Origin of the sequence: Slackia piriformis YIT 12062 (assembly GCF_000296445.1) — a bacterium.
GTDB lineage: Bacteria > Actinomycetota > Coriobacteriia > Coriobacteriales > Eggerthellaceae > Slackia > Slackia piriformis.
The window spans coordinates 1,453,039-1,471,037 of sequence record NZ_JH815198.1; the positions used below are offsets into that span (position 1 = coordinate 1,453,039).

The window sequence follows — 17,999 nt, forward strand, 5'->3', positions numbered from 1 at the left end:
GAGAAATCCGCTCAGGAAAGTGAGTGGTAACCAGGCGGAAACAGAAATCTATAGACTCGAAGAAGCCCACGGCTGCAAGGGAGCACGCCTTGTGCAGCCATTCCGCTTCGGCGCCTCTTCACTCCCTGCGCGTTAGCGCCGTTCGTCTTCGACGTACGGCTCATACCCCACGCGCCAGAACGTCAGGCCTGCGGCAGGGGCGTTCTGGCCCGCTGCTGAACGATTGCGAGCCTGGAGCACTTCGTCGATCCAGGCGACGGAACGTTTGCCTCTGCCCACTTCAACGAGCGTGCCCACCATCGTACGAACCATGGAATGCAAAAACGCGTTGCCTACTACGCGCACCGTGATCACCGGCGTGCCCGCAAGCACTTCTTCGTAAACGCCGCACGTCATGACATTGCGGCACGTAGAACGCCCATCCGCTTCGATGATATGGGCGGACGCCGCCATGCAGAAACTCTTGAAGTCATGCTCGCCCACAAAGCGTGCCGCCGCTTGGTTCATGGCATCAACATCAAGCGAAAGACCGCCCAGATGCCACACAAGAGGCATGATCAAGACCGGCCGCGCGCTCTGCGTGCAGATATGGTAGTGGTATTCGCGCCACTGGGCATCGAAGCGCGCGCTGAACCCCTCCGCTTTCTCCTCTGCGGCGGAAATGGAAATAGCCTCGTCAACCAATGCGTTCATCGAGCGCTGCAGCGACCGCAACGGCTTTGCCTGCAGTTCTTCTTCGGAGATATCGAAGCTGACAACCTGCCCGAGCGCATGTACGCCCGCATCCGTGCGACCGGCGCAGACCGTCTTTACCTCACGATGGTACAACAGCGATAATGCCTGCTCAAGCTCTCCCTGCACGGTTTTCACATGGTCTTCTGCCTGGCGGGCGAACCCCGCGAAGGGTTCGCCGTTGTACGCCACGGCAAGGGCAATCGTAGGCATTGCTCTAGCTCGCTTTCCAAACAGGACGGCCAAACAGGTCGAGAATCTCCGAATACAGAAGATTGTTCGTCACATCAACCGTGAAAGGAAGCTCGGCACGGAACTTCCTACCGTCCGCCTGCTGGACCTTCAACACCACGGCATCGCGACCAGGGTGGCTGCGAAGAATCTGCTGCAGCTGCGCAGACGTGGCCGCATTGAAGTCGGAGGAATTCAGCTTGATCTCAAGATGGCTCGGACCGGCATTGGCCTCGTCAAGCTCCAGACGCTCCACCTCGAACGCCATGATCTGATCGCCGCGCTCCGAGTGCTCGAACTTGCCCTTGATCTTCACGATGGCGTCTTCCTGCAGCGCATCCTGGAAGTCGTCGTACTTGAAGCACACGCCTTCAACATGCCCCGTCGTGTCTTCGAGCACGAAGTTGGCCATCTTCTTGCCCTTCTTCGTAAGCTTCACGCCCACGCTGGTGATCAGACCAGCGAAAATAGCACTGGGGATATCGCCCTTGTGCTCCGCCAAATCTCCCAGATGGAACTTGGTTATGCGACGCAGCGCACCCTCGAACGGACGAAGCGGATGGTCCGAAACGTAGATCTTCAGAATCTCCTTCTCGTAGGCAAGCAGCGTACGCTTGTCCCATTCGACGCCGTCCGCAGGAGGAATATCCTCCTCAAAGCCGCTGTCTTCCACATCGGCAAACATGTCGAACATGCTCACCTGACCGGCATCGCGATCGCGCTGACGCTTGGACGCGCTCTCAAGAAGCGGCGTTTCCTCAATGAAGTACATGAGCTGCTTGCGCGTATAACCCGTGCTATCGAACGCGCCCGCTTTGATAAGCGCCTCGAGCGTTTTACGGTTGTAGCACTTCGTATCCAGACGATTCACGAAATCGTGCAGGCTGGTATAAGGACCGTTCGCATTGCGCTCGGCGATGATGGCCTCGGCCACTGCGCCGCCAACACCGCGCACGCCCGCCAGACCGAAGCGGATTCCTTCGTCAAGCGGCGTGAACTCAAGGTTGGACGAATTGATGTCGGGCGGCAAAACAGGAATATTGCTATGCGTGCAGCTAGCGATGTATTTAATCAGCTTGTCCGCATTGCCCATATAGCTGGAAAGCACCGCAGCCATGTATTCATGCGGATAGTATGCCTTCAAATACGCCGTGCGCATAACCAGAATGGCATATGCCGCAGAGTGCGATTTGTTGAACGCATACTTCGCGAACTTCTCCGCGTCTTCCCAGATTTTCTCGGCGATTTCCAGCGAATAGCCGTTTTCCACCGCGCCGTTGCACCAGTCGTCCTTAAGCTTCATCATGACGTCGAGCTTTTTCTTGCCCATTGCCTTACGAAGCTTGTCGGCCTTACCGGCCGAAAAACCGCTCATGACCATGGAAATCTGCATGATCTGCTCTTGGTAGACCATGGTGCCGTACGTTTCCTCGAGAAGAGGACGCAGGCGATCGTCATAGTAATGAACAGGCGTCTTGCCGCTTGCAACCTTGATGTAGTCCTCGACCATGCCGGACTCCAACGGGCCCGGACGGTTCAAAGCAATTGACGCCACGACGTCGGAGAAGCGCTTGGGTGGGAGACGTGCGAACAGGCCCACGTAGAGCGAACCCTCTACCTGGAACAAGCCGTCCATGTTGCCGGACTGCATGAGCTCAAACGCCTTTTCGTCCTCCGTAGGAATTTCCTCGGGGATGATTTCTACGCCGAAACGATCTTTGATGTTACGACATGCACGAGAAAGCACACCCAGCGTACGCAGGCCCAAGAAGTCCATCTTGAGCAGGCCCAAATCGGGCGTGTAGTGACCGTCGTACTGGGTGATGATGCCGCCGCCCTTGGTGTCGCGCTTCATGGGGACGTGATCGGCCATGGGGTCGCGGCAGATGATCGTGGCGCATGCATGCACGCCCTCGCCGCGGACGTTGCCCTCGATGGAACGCGCCGCGTCAATGACCTCACGCGATTCGGGTTCGGTATCGTAGGCCTTCTTGAAATCGGGATTGGTGGCAAGCGCCTTGTCGATGGTGATGCCCAGCTCTTCGCCGACCATCTTGCACAGGCGGTCGCCCACGCCGTAAGGGTGCCCCAGCACGCGCGCGGCATCGCGGATGGCGTTTTTCGCCTGCAGCTTGCCGAACGTGATAACGCCGGAAACGTGGTCTTCGCCGTAGACGTCTTTGATGTGCTCAATGACTTCCTGGCGACGCTCGTCCTCGAAGTCGACGTCGATATCGGGCATCTCAACACGCTCGGGCGACAGGAATCGCTCGAACAGCAGGCCGTTGGAAAGCGGATCGAGGTCGGTAATGCCCATGGCATACGCCACGATGGCGCCTGCCGCAGAACCACGGCCCGGTCCTACGCCGATTCCCTGGCTTCGCGCCCATTCAATATACTCCTGCACGATAAGGAAGTATGCAGGAAAGCCCTGCTGGATGATGATGCCCATCTCGTAGTCGGCACGCTCCTGCACCTCGGAAGGCACGGGCGTTCCGTAGCGCTTTTCAAGACCTTCGTTTACACGCTTGCGAAACCAGCTTTCCTCGGTTTCGCCTTCGGGCAAGGGAAAGCGCGGAAGAATGGAGTCGCGTTCCAGCTCAACGTTGCACTTTTCCGCCAACTCAACGGTGTTGTCGCACGCCTCGGGGAAATCGCGCATGACCTCGCGCATCTCCTCCTCGGTCTTCATATAGAACTCGTCGTTTTCGAAGCGCATGCGGTTTTCGTCGTCCATGTTGGAGCCGGTGCCGATGCACAGCATGATGTCCTGCGCGCGGGCGTCTTCGCGCGTCAGGTAATGGAAATCGTTGGTGGCGATGGTCTTCAAGCCCAGTTCGTTGGCGATTTTCACCAATTCGACGTTCATCTCGTGCTGAGTCATACCGCCGTTAGTGGTGATGCCATGGTCTTGCAGCTCGAGGTAGAAATCGCCGGGAGCATACAAATCGGCGAATTTGCACGCCCACTCGCGCGCACCCTCATAATCGCGCGCGTCAATGTAGCGCGGAATAATGCCCGCAATGCACGCCGAGGCGGCGATAACACCTTCCGAGTAACGCTGCAACATGTCGAACGTGGTGCGCGGCTTGTAGTAGAAGTTATCCACATGCGATTCGGACACCAGGTGCACAAGATTGTGGTAGCCCACATTGTTTTTCGCCAGCAGCAGCATATGGTACAGGCGCGATTTGTTCTTCGTGCCCACCTCGGGGTCTTCGGTGAAATAAATCTCGCAGCCGTAAATAGGCTTGACGCGCTTGCCAGTCTCTTTTTCCACCGCATCGCATGCATCGCACAGCTCAGGAACGCCGCACATGACGCCGTGGTCGGTGATGGCGACAGCGGGCATGTCAAGATCGGCGGCGCGACGAACCATGTCCTTGATCTTGGTGGCTCCGTCGAGCATGGAATATTCGGTGTGATTGTGAAGATGAACGAATGCCATTGCGCGCTTGCTCCTTGCTGCCTATGCCGTGTGTTCCTGTGAATTGCATTCTTATCGAGAAACGTAACGAGTCGTGTTCCGCATGCCATCATACCAGGCGAACAAACTTTCGAACATCGAACAGAATATGGAGTTTTTCGCACAACTTTTCTTGCCCGAATCCATCTTTTTTCTTTCGAGGTTCTTGCCGCCGGCGGATCGCGCCGCTTGACCTCTGCGCGCCCCTATCCTAGCGGCCACAGCAGCACGCCAAGGCCGCAAACAATGCCAACGACAGCGCCCGCCACAACATCTTTGGGGAAATGAACGCCGCCTATCACGCGTACGGCGGCCATGAATGCATCGGCCACAAGCAGCACGCATCCAACCAAGGGACACCAGGCAAGCCAGCACATGGCAATAATCGTCGCCGAGAACACGTGACGGCTCGGAAACGACCGCCCCGACGTATCTTTCTTGATCAAAGGGTCGATAGAAAGCAGCTCGTACGGACGCGGTGCATTGAACCGTGCGCGAAACGCACTCAAGCAGACGAAGCCTGCGGCGGGAACGCACATGCAAGGAACAAGCAGCGCGCTTTGCGTAAAGAAAAGCATTACCAGCAAAACGGGATAGAGCACATAAAACGCGGCAGTGAGCACCTTGTTTGCCGCCAACAGTGCACGCGCAAGCGAAGGACGGGCGCGAAACGGCGCAGAAATCTTTTCATACTGCAATGCGTTCACCCGCAACCCCCTTGCTTTCCTTCTCGCGCGATTGTAGCGTAATCGCAGCCAATCGCACGCGAAAGGACAAGCATGCAATTCACCGTAGAAGAATCGTTTTGGGAACTCTTCCCCGACGCCGCCATTGGCGTCATTGCGGCAAAGGAGCTCACGGCTCCCGAGAACATCCCCTCGCCGCAGCTCGATGCCCTATCGCGCCTGCTCGCCGCTGCCAACGGCATGGCGCAGCTGCATCTGCCCGATAGCAATATCGCGGAAAACGACGTCGTCAAGGTCTGGCGCGATGCATACCGCCTCTTCGAGACGAAAAGAGGCGCACGAAGCACCATCGAAGTTCTTCTGAAGCACGTGTTGAAACACGATCCCGTCAAAAGCGTCAACCCGCTCGCAGACATCTGCAACATCGTCTCGCTCAAGCACGCCCTTCCCGTCAGCGCAGAGGACTACGATGCGATCGTCGGGAACTTAAGGCTGTGCGTGACCGCCGGCGGAAATGACTTCCAGCCTCTCGACTCCTGGACGAAAGACCCTGCACTTGCTGGCGAAGTGTGCTATCTGGACGACGAAGGCGCCGTTCGCCGCTGCTGGAACTGGTGCAGCGGAGAACGAACCGTCTACCGCGCGAGCTCCAAGAGCGCGCTCGTCATCGTGGAAAGCGTCGATCCCGCTCGCCGAGAAGAACTCGAAGCGGCCCTCGCCGAGCTTTCTGCCCTCCTGCAGCACAACCTGGGCGCAACCGTTGAAACCAGCGCCGTCGTGACTAAGGAAAGCCCGAGCATCGCGATCGGGTAAGCAAGCAATCTAGGATCTCATGCGGAAATCGCGCATGAGATCCTGACGGTTCGACTGCCCTGTCTTATGCAGGATGTTGTGCACGTGCACCTTGACCGTGGAAAGCGCCAGGCTCATATCGTTGGCAATATGCTGGTTGTCCTTGCCCAGCAAAACCTCCCGAAGCACCTCGACCTCGCGTGCGGAAAGACCGTAGCGATCCTGATAAGACGCCAGGCCGTTATCGATGAACGCGACCGATTTGTCGCCGTTGTCCGCAGGCGGCGTTTTGAAATGCAGGGAAAACAGCTTCCAGCAATCCACGCACACGAATCCCGCAAACCACATCATAAGAATATTCTCCGCGAAATTGCGCTCAGGGAAAAACGGCACCGACCCCGTGGAGACCAGCGCAGGGTCAATCACGAACATGAGCACACCGTTTTCCGCCACGATGGCGAACACGAGCGCCCACGCTCCGACATAGAACCAACGATAACGCCACAGCCGTTCGCGCACGGCGCCGTCGGAGGACTGCATGTAGCAAACGCCCACGAAGGCCAGAACCCACACCATGAAAAGCGAACGCATGCCGTAGAAGACGAACAAGCCCACCGGACCGCTGTCCGTCAAGAAAAACACGACAAGGCTGCCCACGACGAACGCGATGCCGGGAACGACGATAAGCGGCTTGCTTTTCACTTCGAAAAAATCGCATATACAAAGCCAGAACGCCATCAGAATGCCGAGGCCTGTAACGATAGACGGCAGCTGGGAGCCGACGAAATAGACCGAGTCGGGAGCGACCGACGTCACGCCACGCAATAGAAAATCATCCTGGAAAACCAGCGCCACGTCGAGGAAATAGGCGATGAAACCGACACATGCATATGCGAACAGTCGTCGATGAGATATCAGGTATCCGGACAGGCAGAACGCAGCCGCGGTGATGCTGACCAGAAGAATAAACAGCGTGTAATAGAACAAAACGATCGTGGTCATGAATGAAGCCCCGTTTGTCGAAATACCCCGGCATTAACCGGTGCGGTAAACGACACCGGAACAAAATCGCACGTGAAAACGTACGTTTATCATTCTACACCCAAATTAGACCCGTCCCCATACCATGTTAAATATCGCTTTATGTATGTCTAGGGCATACATTCTTTACAGAAACGTAACGCCGCACCAAGCCGGCGAACACGAGCTCCTAAACCTTCATCAAACCCGCAGCATACACGCACGAGATACGTCTCGCGCGCAAAAAGCGTGTCTACATAAGCCGATGGGAAGGAACGGCTTACTGATAGAAGAGAGGAAGCCGCCCGAGCAAGCACGGCGGCGCAAACACCACAAGGAGGAATTCATGTCAGCAGAAGCGACGGCCGCAACAGCGACCGCGACGGTCGAGGCACCGCCGAAGAAGAAAAAGAAATTCAGCGTACCTACCGCGTTCACCATTCTGTTCGTAATCACCATTCTGGCGGTTATCGCCACGTGGTTCATTCCCGCAGGCGCCTACTCGAAGCTGGCATACCTGCCCGAATCCTCGGAGTTCCAGATCACCGAGCCCAGCGGGGATGTTCGCACCATACCGGCAACCGAAGAGGCATTCCGCGCCGACCCCGAACTTGCCGACATGAAAGTCGACGTGAACAAGTTCCTCGACGGCTCCATCACCAAGCCTGTTTCTGTCCCTGGCACCTACGAGGAGCTGCCGCAGCAGCCTAAGGGCTTGTTCGACGTTACGAAAGCCATGGTCAACGGCACCATCAACGGCGTCGACATCATGGTCTTCATCCTTGTCTTGGGTGGTTTAATCGGCGTCGTCAACGCATCGGGCGCGTTCGAATCGGGCCTTGTCGCATTGACGAAGAAGACAAAAGGTCGCGAATTCGCCTTGGTGTTCCTCGTCAGCATCCTGATGGTTCTCGGCGGTACGACTTGCGGCCTCGAAGAGGAAGCGGTCGCGTTCTATCCGATTCTCGTGCCTATATTCCTCGCCCTGGGCTATGACTCCATCGTCTGCGTCGGCGCTATCTTCCTCGCCAGCTCCATGGGTACCACGTTCTCCACGATCAACCCGTTCTCCGTCGTTATCGCCTCCAATGCTGCGGGCGTAGCCTGGACCGAAGGTATCGAATGGCGTGTCGTCGGCTGCGTCGTGGGCGCTATCGTAGTCGTGAGCTACCTGTTCTGGTACTGCAAGAAGATTAAGAAGAACCCCGAGGCCTCTTATACCTACGAGGATCGCGAGCACTTCGCAAAGCTCTTCAGCGTGCATGATTCCAACTCTTCCACCATCCCCGCTTTCGACTGGCGTCGTAAGCTCATCCTGGTGCTGTTCGTTTCCGCCTTCATCATCATGATCTACGGCGTCGTGAACCTGCACTGGTGGTTCCCGCAGATGGCTGCATCCTTCCTGTTCATTGCCATCATCTGCATCTTCCTGACCGGCCTTGACGAGAAGACCGTCGTCGACTCCTTCATCAACGGCGCATCCAGCCTCGTCGGCGTGTCCTTGATTATCGGCTTGGCACGCGGCGTCAACCTAATCATGGAGGAAGGCTTCATCTCCGACACGCTGCTGTACTGGGCTTCCAATGCGGTTCAGGGCATGGATGGCGCCATCTTCATCATCATGATGATGGTCATCTTCTTCCTGCTCGGCTTCATCGTGCCGTCCTCTTCGGGCCTGGCAGTACTCGCTATGCCTATTCTGGCACCGCTGGCCGACACCGTTGGCATCGACCGCTCCATCATCGTTTCCGCTTACAACTGGGGTCAGTACGCAATGCTCTACCTCGCACCGACCGGCCTGGTCATGGCAACATTGACGATGTTGGACATGAAGTACACACATTGGTTGAAGTTCGTACTTCCGATGGTAGGCTTCCTGTTCGTCTTCGGCGGAGCACTCTTGGTCATCCAAGTCATGGTTGGAGCGTAGTTTCAAGCAAGACCGCGGCTTTTTACAAGCTGCACCGCATGAACCTCGGGGCTTTGTCTCGAATGAAGATTCGCTGCCCTTAGCGGCGGTCGCCATACCCCTTTAAGAAACGAGTCGCCCCTCTCCTTAGGGCGGCTCGTTTCGTTTTGCAGTCGAAACGTCCCAAGACGGTCGAATTCGCGAGCAAACGCTCATGGCAGCAATTGAGACTTGCGACAGACGACTGCGACGTCAAGCACCATCAGACACCATAAACAATCCCTTTTCGCAATACCGTGCTAGCGAACGGGACTCTCTAAGACTTCGCGCCAACAAACAAACTACGCCCTTACCCCCGTAGCAGGCGCTCAGGACATCGATCGTTAACGCCACCGAACTCGTTCCAAGGCGGCAAAATTCATGTTGCTTCGGCCTTTTCGAGACGGCAAAACAATGTTCCCGCAAATAGCACGAGTCTTCCGCCTTTACCCAAGAATGCCTTTGATGGCCTGAAGAAAATCCCCATTTAAGACGGATAGCATCGAAAGCCTCTCGAACCGCTGATTGATCTGCATTATCTTCGAGATGCACGTATTTTCGATCACGAAACGCAGAAAGGGCATAGTTCGTTCTCTGCATAGAAAACCGCATGAATATGGCGCAGATCTTTCCAATGCTGAAAGCCGTCACGAAACACCGCGGTTCCTCCTCTGCGCGGAAAGACCCCGCAAAGGCACTCACCACTACCCCCTGCGTGATAGAAACGCCCGACTCATCTCCTGTAGAAGAAGTCCCTAAAATGCAGAAGAGCGACCCCGAAGGACCGCTCTTCTTTGCATTTGAATGCCCCGGCATTCAAATGTCATTAAACCATACGAACGCTTAACGCAGTTCGGCTTTGTCCGCGAGGACGATGACCTTCGTGCCACTAACCTGCACGTAGCCACCTTCGACGGCAAACTCCTTGAACGGACCGCCCTCGTTTTCCTGCACGCGAACGACACCGTCGCTCAACGTGGAAACCAGAGGTATGTGGCCGCTCAAAAAGCCCATCTCACCTTCGGTGCCGGGAACAACGACGAAGTGAGCTTCGCCGGTGTAGCACTTCGCTTCAGGCGTCACGATGTCGCAGGTGAACTTAGCCATCTTATGCCTCGTTCTTCTTCAGGGCCTCGTAATCGGCGTACACGTCGTCGATGGAACCCTTCAGGCGGAAGCACTGCTCGGGAATCTCGTCGCATTCGCCGTCGAGAATGGCAGCGAAGGAACGAACCGTGTCCTCCATCTTGACATACTTGCCGGGCAGGCCGGTGAACTGCGTTGCAACATGGAAGCACTGACCGAAGAACTGCTGAGCCTTACGTGCACGAGACACGGTAAGCTTCTGCTCCTCGGAAAGTTCGTCCATACCCAGAATTGCAATGATGTCCTGCAGGTCTTTGTAGTTCTGCAGAAGCTCCTGGATGCCGGTAGCAACGCGATAATGCTCTTCGCCGACGATCGCGGGCTCGAGCGCGCGGGAGGTGGACTCCAGCGGGTCGACCGCGGGGTAAATACCAAGCTCGGCGATGGAACGGGAAAGAACCGTCTTCGCATCGAGGTGGGTAAACGTCGTAGCCGGAGCAGGGTCGGTCAAGTCGTCGGCAGGAACGTAGACAGCCTGCACCGAGGTGATGGAACCCGTGGTGGTAGACGTAATACGCTCCTGCAGGTCGCCCATCTCGGTTGCCAGCGTAGGCTGGTAGCCTACAGCGGAAGGCATACGGCCGAGAAGTGCGGACACCTCAGAACCCGCCTGGGTAAAGCGGAAGATGTTGTCGACGAACAGCAGAACGTCCTGGCCCTGATCGCGGAAGTACTCCGCCTCGGTCAGGCCTGCAAGGCCGACGCGAAGACGTGCTCCCGGGGGCTCGTTCATCTGACCGTAGACCAAGCAGGTCTTGTTGATAACGCCAGACTCGCTCATTTCCAGGTACAGGTCGGTACCCTCACGGGTACGCTCGCCTACACCGGTGAAGACGGACGTGCCGCCATGCTCCTGGGCGAGGTTATTGATGAGCTCCTGGATGATAACGGTCTTGCCAACGCCTGCGCCGCCGAACAGGCCGGTCTTACCGCCCTTGATGAAGGGCTCGATAAGGTCGATGGCCTTGATGCCGGTCTCGAAGACCTCGGTCTTCGTGATGAGGCTGTCGTATTCGGGAGCGGGGCGATGGATGGGCATGTAGCCGGAAACCTCAGGCATGGGCTTCTCGTCCACAGGCTCGCCAACAACGTTCCAAATGCGGCCCAGGGTCTCAGGGCCAACGGGCATCATGATGGGATGACCCGTGTCAACGACCTCGGCGCCACGCACCAGGCCATCGGTAGAGCTCATCGCGACGGAACGCACGAGGTTGCCGGGAAGCATGGTCTCAACTTCCAGAACGACGTGAATTTCGCCGACGGGGGTTACGGCATCAACCGTCAGCGCATTGTAAATCGCCGGCAGCTGATCCGCAGGGAACTCGACGTCAACAACAGGGCCGACGATACGCACAATGCGTCCCGTAGCGCCTTTGCTGGCCTCAAGCTCCGCTTTGGTAAGCATTTTCTCGTCAGCCATTTAATCCTCCAAAGCTGCAGCGCCACCAACGATCTCGGAGATCTCAGTGGTGATGGCACCTTGACGTACACGGTTATACAACCTGGATAGCGTTTCCACCATCTCGTTCGCATTCTCGGTTGCCGAATGCATGGCAGTGCGTCGCGCAGACTGCTCGCCTGCCGCAGAGTCGATCAATGCATGGTAGATCGACGTGCGCAGATATGCGGGCAGAAGACGGGCCAACACGTCAGCCGGCTCGGGCTCGAACTCGACGCTCGCGGGAATGGACTCGGTTGCGGCTTCCGCCGGTTCGGCAGAAGCGGTCATAACAGCTTGCGTATCGACGGGCAGGATAACTTCCTCGCGCAGAACCTGCTCAGCAGCGTTCTTCGAGTGGTTGTACACCAAAACAACCTCGTCGACACGGCCTTCTTCATACGCCGCGACGGCGTAATCGGCGATGGCATTCGCCTCTTCAAGCGTAGGGTCGGCAGAAAGATCTTTGAAATCAAGCACCGGCTCGATCTTGCGATACTTGAAAAATCCAATAGCCTTCTTGCCGCAGGCGATAACTTCGACCTCGACACCCTGCGCCTTTTTCGCGCGAATCAGCTTCTCTACCGTACGCAGAACGTTGGAGTTGAAGCCGCCGGCAAGGCCGCGGTCGGAAACCACGGCCACCACCAGCATACGCTTAACGTCCGCACGCTTTTCCAGCAAAGGGTTTTCGCTGGCCTGCACGCGCTCCGCAACGCCCTGAAGCATTTCGGTCATGGATTCGGCATACGGCGTGGCGGTGATGATGCGCTCGGAAGCGTGCTTCACCTTCGCGCCTGCAACCATTTCCATGGTGCGCGTAATCTGCATAGTCGAAGAAACCGACTTGATGCGCTTTTCAATGTCGTGCAGGTTAGGCATGTTCTAGCCTTCCTTTACGCCGCGAATTGCTGCTTGAAAGCATTGATTGCCGCAACAAGAGCCTCTTCGCTTTCAGGCGTGAATTTCTTATCGTCGTGAATCTTCTTCAGCACGTCGGCATGGCTTGCACGCAGGTAGTCGATGAGCTCGTTGCGGAAACGAACGACGTCCTTGACCTCGATGTCGTCGAGGAAGCCTTTGCCGCCCGCATAGACAGCAACAGCCTCTTCTTCGTACGCCAAGGTCTTGTAGCGCTCCTGCTTCAAGAGCTCGGTCATGCGCGCACCGCGGTTCAGCTGGTCCTGCGTGGACTTATCCAGGTCAGAACCGAACTGGGTGAACGCCTGAAGCTCGCGATAAGAAGCAAGGTCAAGACGCAGCGTGCCGGAAACGGACTTCACGGCCTTGGTCTGAGCGGAGCCGCCAACTCGAGAAACCGAGATGCCAACGTCAACTGCAGGACGCTGACCCTGATAGAACAGGTCGGTAACCAAGAAGATCTGACCATCGGTAATAGAGATTACGTTGGTCGGAATATACGCGGAAACGTCGCCAGCCTGGGTCTCGATGATCGGCAGAGCGGTCATCGAGCCGCAGCCGTATTCGTCGGACATCTTCACAGCGCGCTCCAACAGGCGGCTATGCAGATAGAAGATGTCGCCAGGATATGCCTCGCGTCCCGGCGGGCGGCGCAGGGTCAGAGACATCTGACGATAAGCGACAGCCTGCTTGGACAGGTCATCGTAGATGATCAGCACGTGACGGCCATGATTCTCGGGGCCTGCGGGCTCGCCGTTCTCGCCGGTATAGACGAAGTACTCGCCCATTGCAGCACCGGCCATAGGAGCGATGTACTGAAGCGGAGCAGAGTCGGAAGCGTTCGCCGCGACAATGATGGTCTTGTCCATGACGCCATGCTTCTCGAGCGTCTCCATAACGCCTGCAACCGTGGAAGCCTTCTGACCGACTGCAACATAGATGCAGATGATGTCAGTGTCTTTCTGGTTGATGATGGCGTCGATCGCAATAGCGGTCTTGCCGGTCTGGCGGTCGCCGATGATCAGCTCGCGCTGGCCGCGTCCGATGGGCACCATGGCGTCGACGGCGATAATGCCGGTCTGCATGGGCTCATGAACGGGCTTACGGCTGATAACGCCGGGAGCCTTGAATTCGACAGGGCGGGTGCCTTCGGCCTTAATGGGGCCTTTGCCGTCGATAGGCATACCGAGAGGGTTCACAACGCGGCCGAGCAAGCCCTTGCCCGAAGGAACCTCCATGATCTTGCCAGTGGTACGAACCTGGTCGTTTTCTCGAATTGCGGTGACATCGCCGAGAAGTACGGCGCCGACTTCGTCTTCCTCGAGGTTCTGAGCAAGGCCGTAGACAACCTTGCCGCCGATGCCGACGAACTCCAGGAGCTCGCCTGCCATGGCGCCCTTCAAACCGTCGACGCGTGCAATACCGTCGCCTACCTGGACGACCGTACCGACCTCACGGGCATCGACACTGGTCTGAAGAGAATCCAGCTGCTTGCGCAATGCTTCGTCGATAGACTTTGCGGTGATTTCTGTCACTAGCATTCACCTCCATCGTTAGATTCCGTAAGCACGTTGCGAGTATGCTCCAGCTGAGAAGCAATGCTCGCGTCGATGCGTTTTCCATGGGTACTCATGATAATGCCGCCCAGGATGGACGTGTCAATGTGCTCGCGCAACACGACCTTCTTGCCCAAATCCTTGGAAAGCTTCTCGGTGATAACCGAGCGCAGCTCGTCATCAAGCGCGACGACCGTAGTCACGTCGACGACGCAAACGCCGAGCTTTTCCTCGGAAGTCTCGTAGAATGCAGAGACAACCTGCAAAAGCTCGCCGAGATTGTTACGCTCCGCCATAACGGTGATCACACTGTTGACCAAGGGGTCTATTCCCTCGAACACGTTGGCGGCCAAACGTCCACGTTGTTCAGGAGAATACGCCGGATCAGTCAGCGCTTCGCGCAGATCGGTATTGCCGCGATACAGCGAAAGCACGGTTTCCAGCTGGTCGCGAACGTCCAGCACACGCTCCTGACCGCCTTCGGAAAAGGCCGCATCAAGAAGCATGCCGGCATACGTTGCGATTTCTTCTTTAACAAGCAGACGATTAGTTGGCATTGAAACTACCCGCCTCTTCGACGTAGCGCTTGATCATAGCGCGATGCTGTTCGTCGGACAGGTCGTTGCCGATAAGCTTGCCGGCTACTGCGACCGAAAGGTCGGCGACGGAAGCCTGCAGCTCAGAAACAGCAGCCTTCTTCTCAGCCTCGATGGCTGCATGCGCCTTCTCGATCATGTCGGCGGCTTCCTGCTGCGCCTTCGCCGTAATGTCGGCCTTCACGTCTTCGCCGGTCTTCTTCGCATCGGAAACGATGCGGGAAGCTTCAGCCTTAGCCTCGGCGAGCTGCTGCTTGTACTCTTCGAGCAGACGTTCGCTTTCCTGGCGGGCCTCTTCGGCGTTTTTGAGGTCATCGCGAATGGTGTTGGCGCGCTTCTCGAGCATACGGTCGAAAACCGGCCAACCGAACTTCGCAAGAATGACCCACAAAATGATGAAGGCGACGAGCATGGGGATGAATTCATTCATCTTGGGCAGAATGGCTTCGACGCCACCGCCCTCAGAAGCGAATGCATACGCGGGGCTGCAAAGAGCGACGGTTGCTGCAGATGCAACAATGGCGCCGACTTTGCCTGCCTTGGTTGTGTACGCTTTCAACTCGCTTGCCTCCTGTTCTTTCTTCGTAAAAACCATGCAGTGAATCGAATGGATTAACCGATGAAGAACAGAACCAAGCCGAGCAGTGCCAATGCCTCAGACATTGCAGCACCGATGAAGAAGTAGCCCATGAGCTGACCCTTCATCTCAGGCTGGCGAGCAGCAGCGACGCACAGACCGTAGGTAGCGATACCAATGCCGATGCCAGGGCCGATAGCGGCGAGGCCGTAGCCGACGACCTTCAGTGCGGCAAGTGCGACAGTGATTTCCACAGTTTCCTCCTTTGTCGAACCCCATGCCTTTTCTTCGGGGTTTCTTACCTATATTTGCCAGCTGAGGGGTGCAGCTGAAACACCGTAATCAGACCGCATACGTTGCGGCGGACGTGTGCGCTTTATGCGCTTAGTGCGCGTGGGTCGCCGTATTGACGTAAGACGCGGAAAGGATGGCGAAAACGAACGCCTGGATGAATGCGACCAAGCACTCCATGGCATACATAAGCACCAAAAGCACGAACCATGCGATGGAAGGCAAGCCGGCGATGAGGTCCATAGATCCGGCAAACAGAGCCTGCTGAATGAAACAGGTGGTTGCGATGCCGAAGATGGCGAGCATCATATGGCCGGCGAGCATGTTGCCGTAAAGTCGGACTGCAAGCGTAAGCACGCGAATAATCATGGAGAAGAGCTCGAGGAACCAGATGACCGGAACCATGGGCTTCGGAACGCCGCTCGGGCAAAGATTCTTGAAGTAGCCCAGAAGGCCGAACTTCTTCAAGCCGTAGTAGTTGAAGTAGACAAACGAGATTGCAGCAAGAGCCCAGGTACAAGAGATAGCGCCCGTTGCGGTTTTAAAGCCGGGAATAAGACCAAGGATGTTGCAGATCAGAATGAAGAAGAACATCGTGGCCAAGAAGGGCACATGCTGCTTGAAGCCGCTGCCGATAACGTCTTCGGCAATGCTCTTGTTCACGAACTCATAGCCGTATTCCACCGTATTGAAGAACTTGTTGGTAGGAATGAGCTGGAGCTTCTTCGCGGAGATAAGCACGACCGCGAAGGTAACGGCGAGCGCGATGAACAGCCAGATGACGTATTGGGTGACTTCCCAACCGCCGATGCTGAACACCGTGTGGGGATCGAAGTGCGCCGCGAGACCCTGCGCTTCCGCGACGAACTGATTGAGAGCTTCGCCCATGAGATTCCTTCCTTACTTGCAATCATTACCTGCGCTTGCGTTTTGCAAGCACATTTTTATAAAGGACAAACGCGATCGTGGATACCAAAAATGTGAGTATTTCCGCTATAACATAAGAAATAAGACCCTCACGAGCCAACAATCCGCATGCAACAAGGCCGACGATCAGAACAACCAGAGAAACGGCAGAGCCTGCAAGGCCGTACAGCCCTATGGTGAGAGCTTGGGTGGAAGTAGAACGGCGCGATAACCTCAACGCAATAAACATGGGCAGAAACCCGAGAAATCCGGTCAAAACCCCTAGGGCGATGAACATATCGAGCTGTTCACTCTCCTTATTATCCGATCGAACTTTTCACCGACATATGTCGAAAACTTCACTCACTCTAGCAAAAAATGTATATCAATTTCGCATGAAGATGGTAAAAGAAGAAAAAAACACGCAAACGGGGTGAATTTTATACGATTTTTATACGGATTCATCGACACTACGAATAAGAATGTCCGTTTCCGAAAGCAATTCCTCTGATAATGCATCAGGATACGGGGTTGCAAAAACGATTTCCTTAATGCCGGCATTAATGAGCATCTTGGCGCATACCGAGCAAGGTTGCGTTGTTATATAGATAGACGAGCCCTCTATATCTATGCCGTAGCGCGCCGCCTGGATAATGGCGTTCTGCTCCGCATGAAGGCCGCGACAGATTTCGTGACGCTGCCCCGAAGGAACGCCGAGCTGTTCGCGCAGGCAACCCGTTTCTTCGCAATGGCGCAGACCCGAAGGAACGCCGTTGTAACCTGTGGCGAGAATTCGACGGTCCTTCACGATGATAGCCCCCACCGCGCGACGAAGACAGGTCGAACGCTTCGCGACCTCGAATGCGAGATGGATGAAATACTCGTCCCACGAAGGACGCTCGATATGCCTTTGCGCCATGCTAGCCTCCCTATACAATGAAACGGCTTGCTGCGCAGGCGCGCACAGCAAGCCGTTCGTGGTTTCACCGATTTATTTGGTTCCGAAAATGCGATCGCCCGCATCCCCGAGACCAGGAACGATATAAGCGGCATCGTTGAGGCCGTCGTCAATCGCGCACGTATACACCGTCACATCGGGGTCTGCATCGAGCACGGCGCGAATTCCCTCCGGCGCCGCGACCAAAACCATGAGCTTAAGGCTTTTGACCCCGCATTCGCGAAGATACTCGATGGCGGCAAGGGAGCTTCCTCCCGTTGCCAGCATAGGATCGACGATAAGCACATCCCTATCGGCGATGTCTTTCGGCATCTTGGCGTAATACTCGCGCGGGCGATGAGTCTGCTCGTCTCGCTCCATGCCCAGATGACCGACGCATGCGGCGGGCACGAGGTCGAGCACGCCTTCCACCATGCCAAGGCCTGCGCGAAGAATGGGGACAATCGCCATTTTGCGGCCTTTGACTATCTTGCACTTCGCTTCCGCGACCGGTGTTTCGACGAACACTTCTTCGAGGGGAAGATCGCGCGTGACCTCGAACGTTTCGAACATGGCGAGTTCGCGGACAAGCTCGCGGAATTGCTTGGAAGGGGTGGTCTTATCCCTCAGGATCGCAAGCTTATGCTGCACCATGGGATGGTCGACGAGCACAACCCGTTCTTCGTTTTCAAAAGCCATTTCGTCCTCCTTGGCGCACAAGACCGCTCGACGAATAAGAATCGCCGAGCGGCTTGA

At 56.4% G+C, this 17,999-nt stretch carries 17 protein-coding genes; 2 read left to right on the top strand and 15 right to left on the bottom strand.

The features are described from left to right. Window positions 1-132: 132 nt before the first annotated feature. The 3 genes from truA to HMPREF9451_RS06450 form a co-directional block, all read right to left on the bottom strand. Window positions 133-945: a tRNA pseudouridine(38-40) synthase TruA gene (gene truA / locus HMPREF9451_RS06440; RefSeq protein ID WP_009139495.1), complete on the bottom strand. Its 813-nt coding sequence runs from the start codon at window positions 943-945 to the stop codon at window positions 133-135. A gap of 4 nt (window positions 946-949) precedes the next feature. Continuing rightward, window positions 950-4,411 carry a DNA polymerase III subunit alpha gene (gene dnaE, locus HMPREF9451_RS06445; protein WP_009139496.1) on the bottom strand — a complete coding sequence of 1,154 codons (3,462 nt, stop codon included), beginning with the start codon at window positions 4,409-4,411 and terminating at the stop codon, window positions 950-952. Window positions 4,412-4,635: 224 nt separating this feature from the next. Next, complete coding sequence (locus HMPREF9451_RS06450) at window positions 4,636-5,136, bottom strand: phosphatase PAP2 family protein (protein ID WP_009139497.1); 501 nt, start codon at window positions 5,134-5,136, stop codon at window positions 4,636-4,638. A 72-nt stretch (window positions 5,137-5,208) separates the two neighbouring features. On the opposite strand from HMPREF9451_RS06450, the gene HMPREF9451_RS06455 reads away from it, so the two are divergent. Next, the gene (locus HMPREF9451_RS06455) at window positions 5,209-5,928 is read left to right on the top strand and encodes a B3/B4 domain-containing protein (protein ID WP_009139498.1); all 720 of its coding nucleotides are present in this window, start codon (window positions 5,209-5,211) and stop codon (window positions 5,926-5,928) included. Window positions 5,929-5,937: 9 nt separating this feature from the next. Here the strand turns inward: HMPREF9451_RS06455 and HMPREF9451_RS06460 are convergent, their stop codons facing one another. Further along, entirely contained in the window at window positions 5,938-6,909 is a 972-nt protein-coding gene (locus HMPREF9451_RS06460) for a helix-turn-helix domain-containing protein (RefSeq protein ID WP_009139499.1), read from the bottom strand. Between the two features lie 364 nt (window positions 6,910-7,273). On the opposite strand from HMPREF9451_RS06460, the gene HMPREF9451_RS06465 reads away from it, so the two are divergent. Further along, a complete protein-coding gene (locus HMPREF9451_RS06465; RefSeq protein ID WP_009139500.1) occupies window positions 7,274-8,857 on the top strand; it encodes a YfcC family protein in 1,584 nt (527 codons plus the stop codon). Between the two features lie 861 nt (window positions 8,858-9,718). On the opposite strand, the gene atpC is transcribed toward HMPREF9451_RS06465, so the two are convergent. From atpC to upp, 11 genes are all read right to left on the bottom strand, one after another. Continuing rightward, complete coding sequence (atpC, locus tag HMPREF9451_RS06475) at window positions 9,719-9,982, bottom strand: ATP synthase F1 subunit epsilon (RefSeq protein ID WP_009139502.1); 264 nt, start codon at window positions 9,980-9,982, stop codon at window positions 9,719-9,721. 1 nt (window position 9,983) lies between these two features. Then, window positions 9,984-11,441 carry a F0F1 ATP synthase subunit beta gene (gene atpD, locus HMPREF9451_RS06480; RefSeq protein ID WP_009139503.1) on the bottom strand — a complete coding sequence of 486 codons (1,458 nt, stop codon included), beginning with the start codon at window positions 11,439-11,441 and terminating at the stop codon, window positions 9,984-9,986. After that, the gene (gene atpG / locus HMPREF9451_RS06485; RefSeq protein ID WP_009139504.1) at window positions 11,442-12,341 is read right to left on the bottom strand and encodes an ATP synthase F1 subunit gamma; all 900 of its coding nucleotides are present in this window, start codon (window positions 12,339-12,341) and stop codon (window positions 11,442-11,444) included. Window positions 12,342-12,355: 14 nt separating this feature from the next. Further along, window positions 12,356-13,921: a F0F1 ATP synthase subunit alpha gene (gene atpA, locus HMPREF9451_RS06490; RefSeq protein ID WP_187364034.1), complete on the bottom strand. Its 1,566-nt coding sequence runs from the start codon at window positions 13,919-13,921 to the stop codon at window positions 12,356-12,358. Then, entirely contained in the window at window positions 13,915-14,493 is a 579-nt protein-coding gene (gene atpH / locus HMPREF9451_RS06495) for an ATP synthase F1 subunit delta (RefSeq protein WP_009139506.1), read from the bottom strand. Before atpH ends, atpA begins: the two co-directional genes overlap by 7 nt. Beyond that, the gene (atpF, locus tag HMPREF9451_RS06500) at window positions 14,483-15,091 is read right to left on the bottom strand and encodes a F0F1 ATP synthase subunit B (RefSeq protein ID WP_009139507.1); all 609 of its coding nucleotides are present in this window, start codon (window positions 15,089-15,091) and stop codon (window positions 14,483-14,485) included. The genes atpH and atpF overlap by 11 nt, the downstream gene beginning before the upstream one ends. Before the next feature lie 53 nt (window positions 15,092-15,144). Beyond that, entirely contained in the window at window positions 15,145-15,363 is a 219-nt protein-coding gene (gene atpE / locus HMPREF9451_RS06505; RefSeq protein WP_009139508.1) for an ATP synthase F0 subunit C, read from the bottom strand. Between the two features lie 130 nt (window positions 15,364-15,493). Beyond that, window positions 15,494-16,288, bottom strand: a complete 795-nt coding sequence (gene atpB / locus HMPREF9451_RS06510) for a F0F1 ATP synthase subunit A (RefSeq protein WP_009139509.1) — start codon at window positions 16,286-16,288, stop codon at window positions 15,494-15,496. Between the two features lie 25 nt (window positions 16,289-16,313). Beyond that, on the bottom strand, window positions 16,314-16,604 hold the full coding sequence (locus HMPREF9451_RS06515; protein ID WP_009139510.1) for a hypothetical protein: 291 nt from the start codon (window positions 16,602-16,604) through the stop codon (window positions 16,314-16,316). A gap of 153 nt (window positions 16,605-16,757) precedes the next feature. Then, entirely contained in the window at window positions 16,758-17,225 is a 468-nt protein-coding gene (locus HMPREF9451_RS06520; RefSeq protein ID WP_009139511.1) for a deoxycytidylate deaminase, read from the bottom strand. Between the two features lie 72 nt (window positions 17,226-17,297). Next, window positions 17,298-17,942 carry a uracil phosphoribosyltransferase gene (gene upp, locus HMPREF9451_RS06525; RefSeq protein WP_009139512.1) on the bottom strand — a complete coding sequence of 215 codons (645 nt, stop codon included), beginning with the start codon at window positions 17,940-17,942 and terminating at the stop codon, window positions 17,298-17,300. Window positions 17,943-17,999 lie beyond the last annotated feature (57 nt).

Coding starts and splice junctions, on each gene's coding strand:
- truA (WP_009139495.1), bottom strand. CDS start 945: ATGCCTACGATTGCCCTTGCCGTGGCGTACAACGGCGAACCCTTCGCG.
- dnaE (WP_009139496.1), bottom strand. CDS start 4,411: ATGGCATTCGTTCATCTTCACAATCACACCGAATATTCCATGCTCGAC.
- HMPREF9451_RS06455 (WP_009139498.1), top strand. CDS start 5,209: ATGCAATTCACCGTAGAAGAATCGTTTTGGGAACTCTTCCCCGACGCC.
- HMPREF9451_RS06460 (WP_009139499.1), bottom strand. CDS start 6,909: ATGACCACGATCGTTTTGTTCTATTACACGCTGTTTATTCTTCTGGTC.
- HMPREF9451_RS06465 (WP_009139500.1), top strand. CDS start 7,274: ATGTCAGCAGAAGCGACGGCCGCAACAGCGACCGCGACGGTCGAGGCA.
- atpC (WP_009139502.1), bottom strand. CDS start 9,982: ATGGCTAAGTTCACCTGCGACATCGTGACGCCTGAAGCGAAGTGCTAC.
- atpD (WP_009139503.1), bottom strand. CDS start 11,441: ATGGCTGACGAGAAAATGCTTACCAAAGCGGAGCTTGAGGCCAGCAAA.
- atpG (WP_009139504.1), bottom strand. CDS start 12,341: ATGCCTAACCTGCACGACATTGAAAAGCGCATCAAGTCGGTTTCTTCG.
- atpA (WP_187364034.1), bottom strand. CDS start 13,921: ATGCTAGTGACAGAAATCACCGCAAAGTCTATCGACGAAGCATTGCGC.
- atpH (WP_009139506.1), bottom strand. CDS start 14,493: ATGCCAACTAATCGTCTGCTTGTTAAAGAAGAAATCGCAACGTATGCC.
- atpB (WP_009139509.1), bottom strand. CDS start 16,288: ATGGGCGAAGCTCTCAATCAGTTCGTCGCGGAAGCGCAGGGTCTCGCG.
- HMPREF9451_RS06515 (WP_009139510.1), bottom strand. CDS start 16,604: ATGTTCATCGCCCTAGGGGTTTTGACCGGATTTCTCGGGTTTCTGCCC.
- HMPREF9451_RS06520 (WP_009139511.1), bottom strand. CDS start 17,225: ATGGCGCAAAGGCATATCGAGCGTCCTTCGTGGGACGAGTATTTCATC.
- upp (WP_009139512.1), bottom strand. CDS start 17,942: ATGGCTTTTGAAAACGAAGAACGGGTTGTGCTCGTCGACCATCCCATG.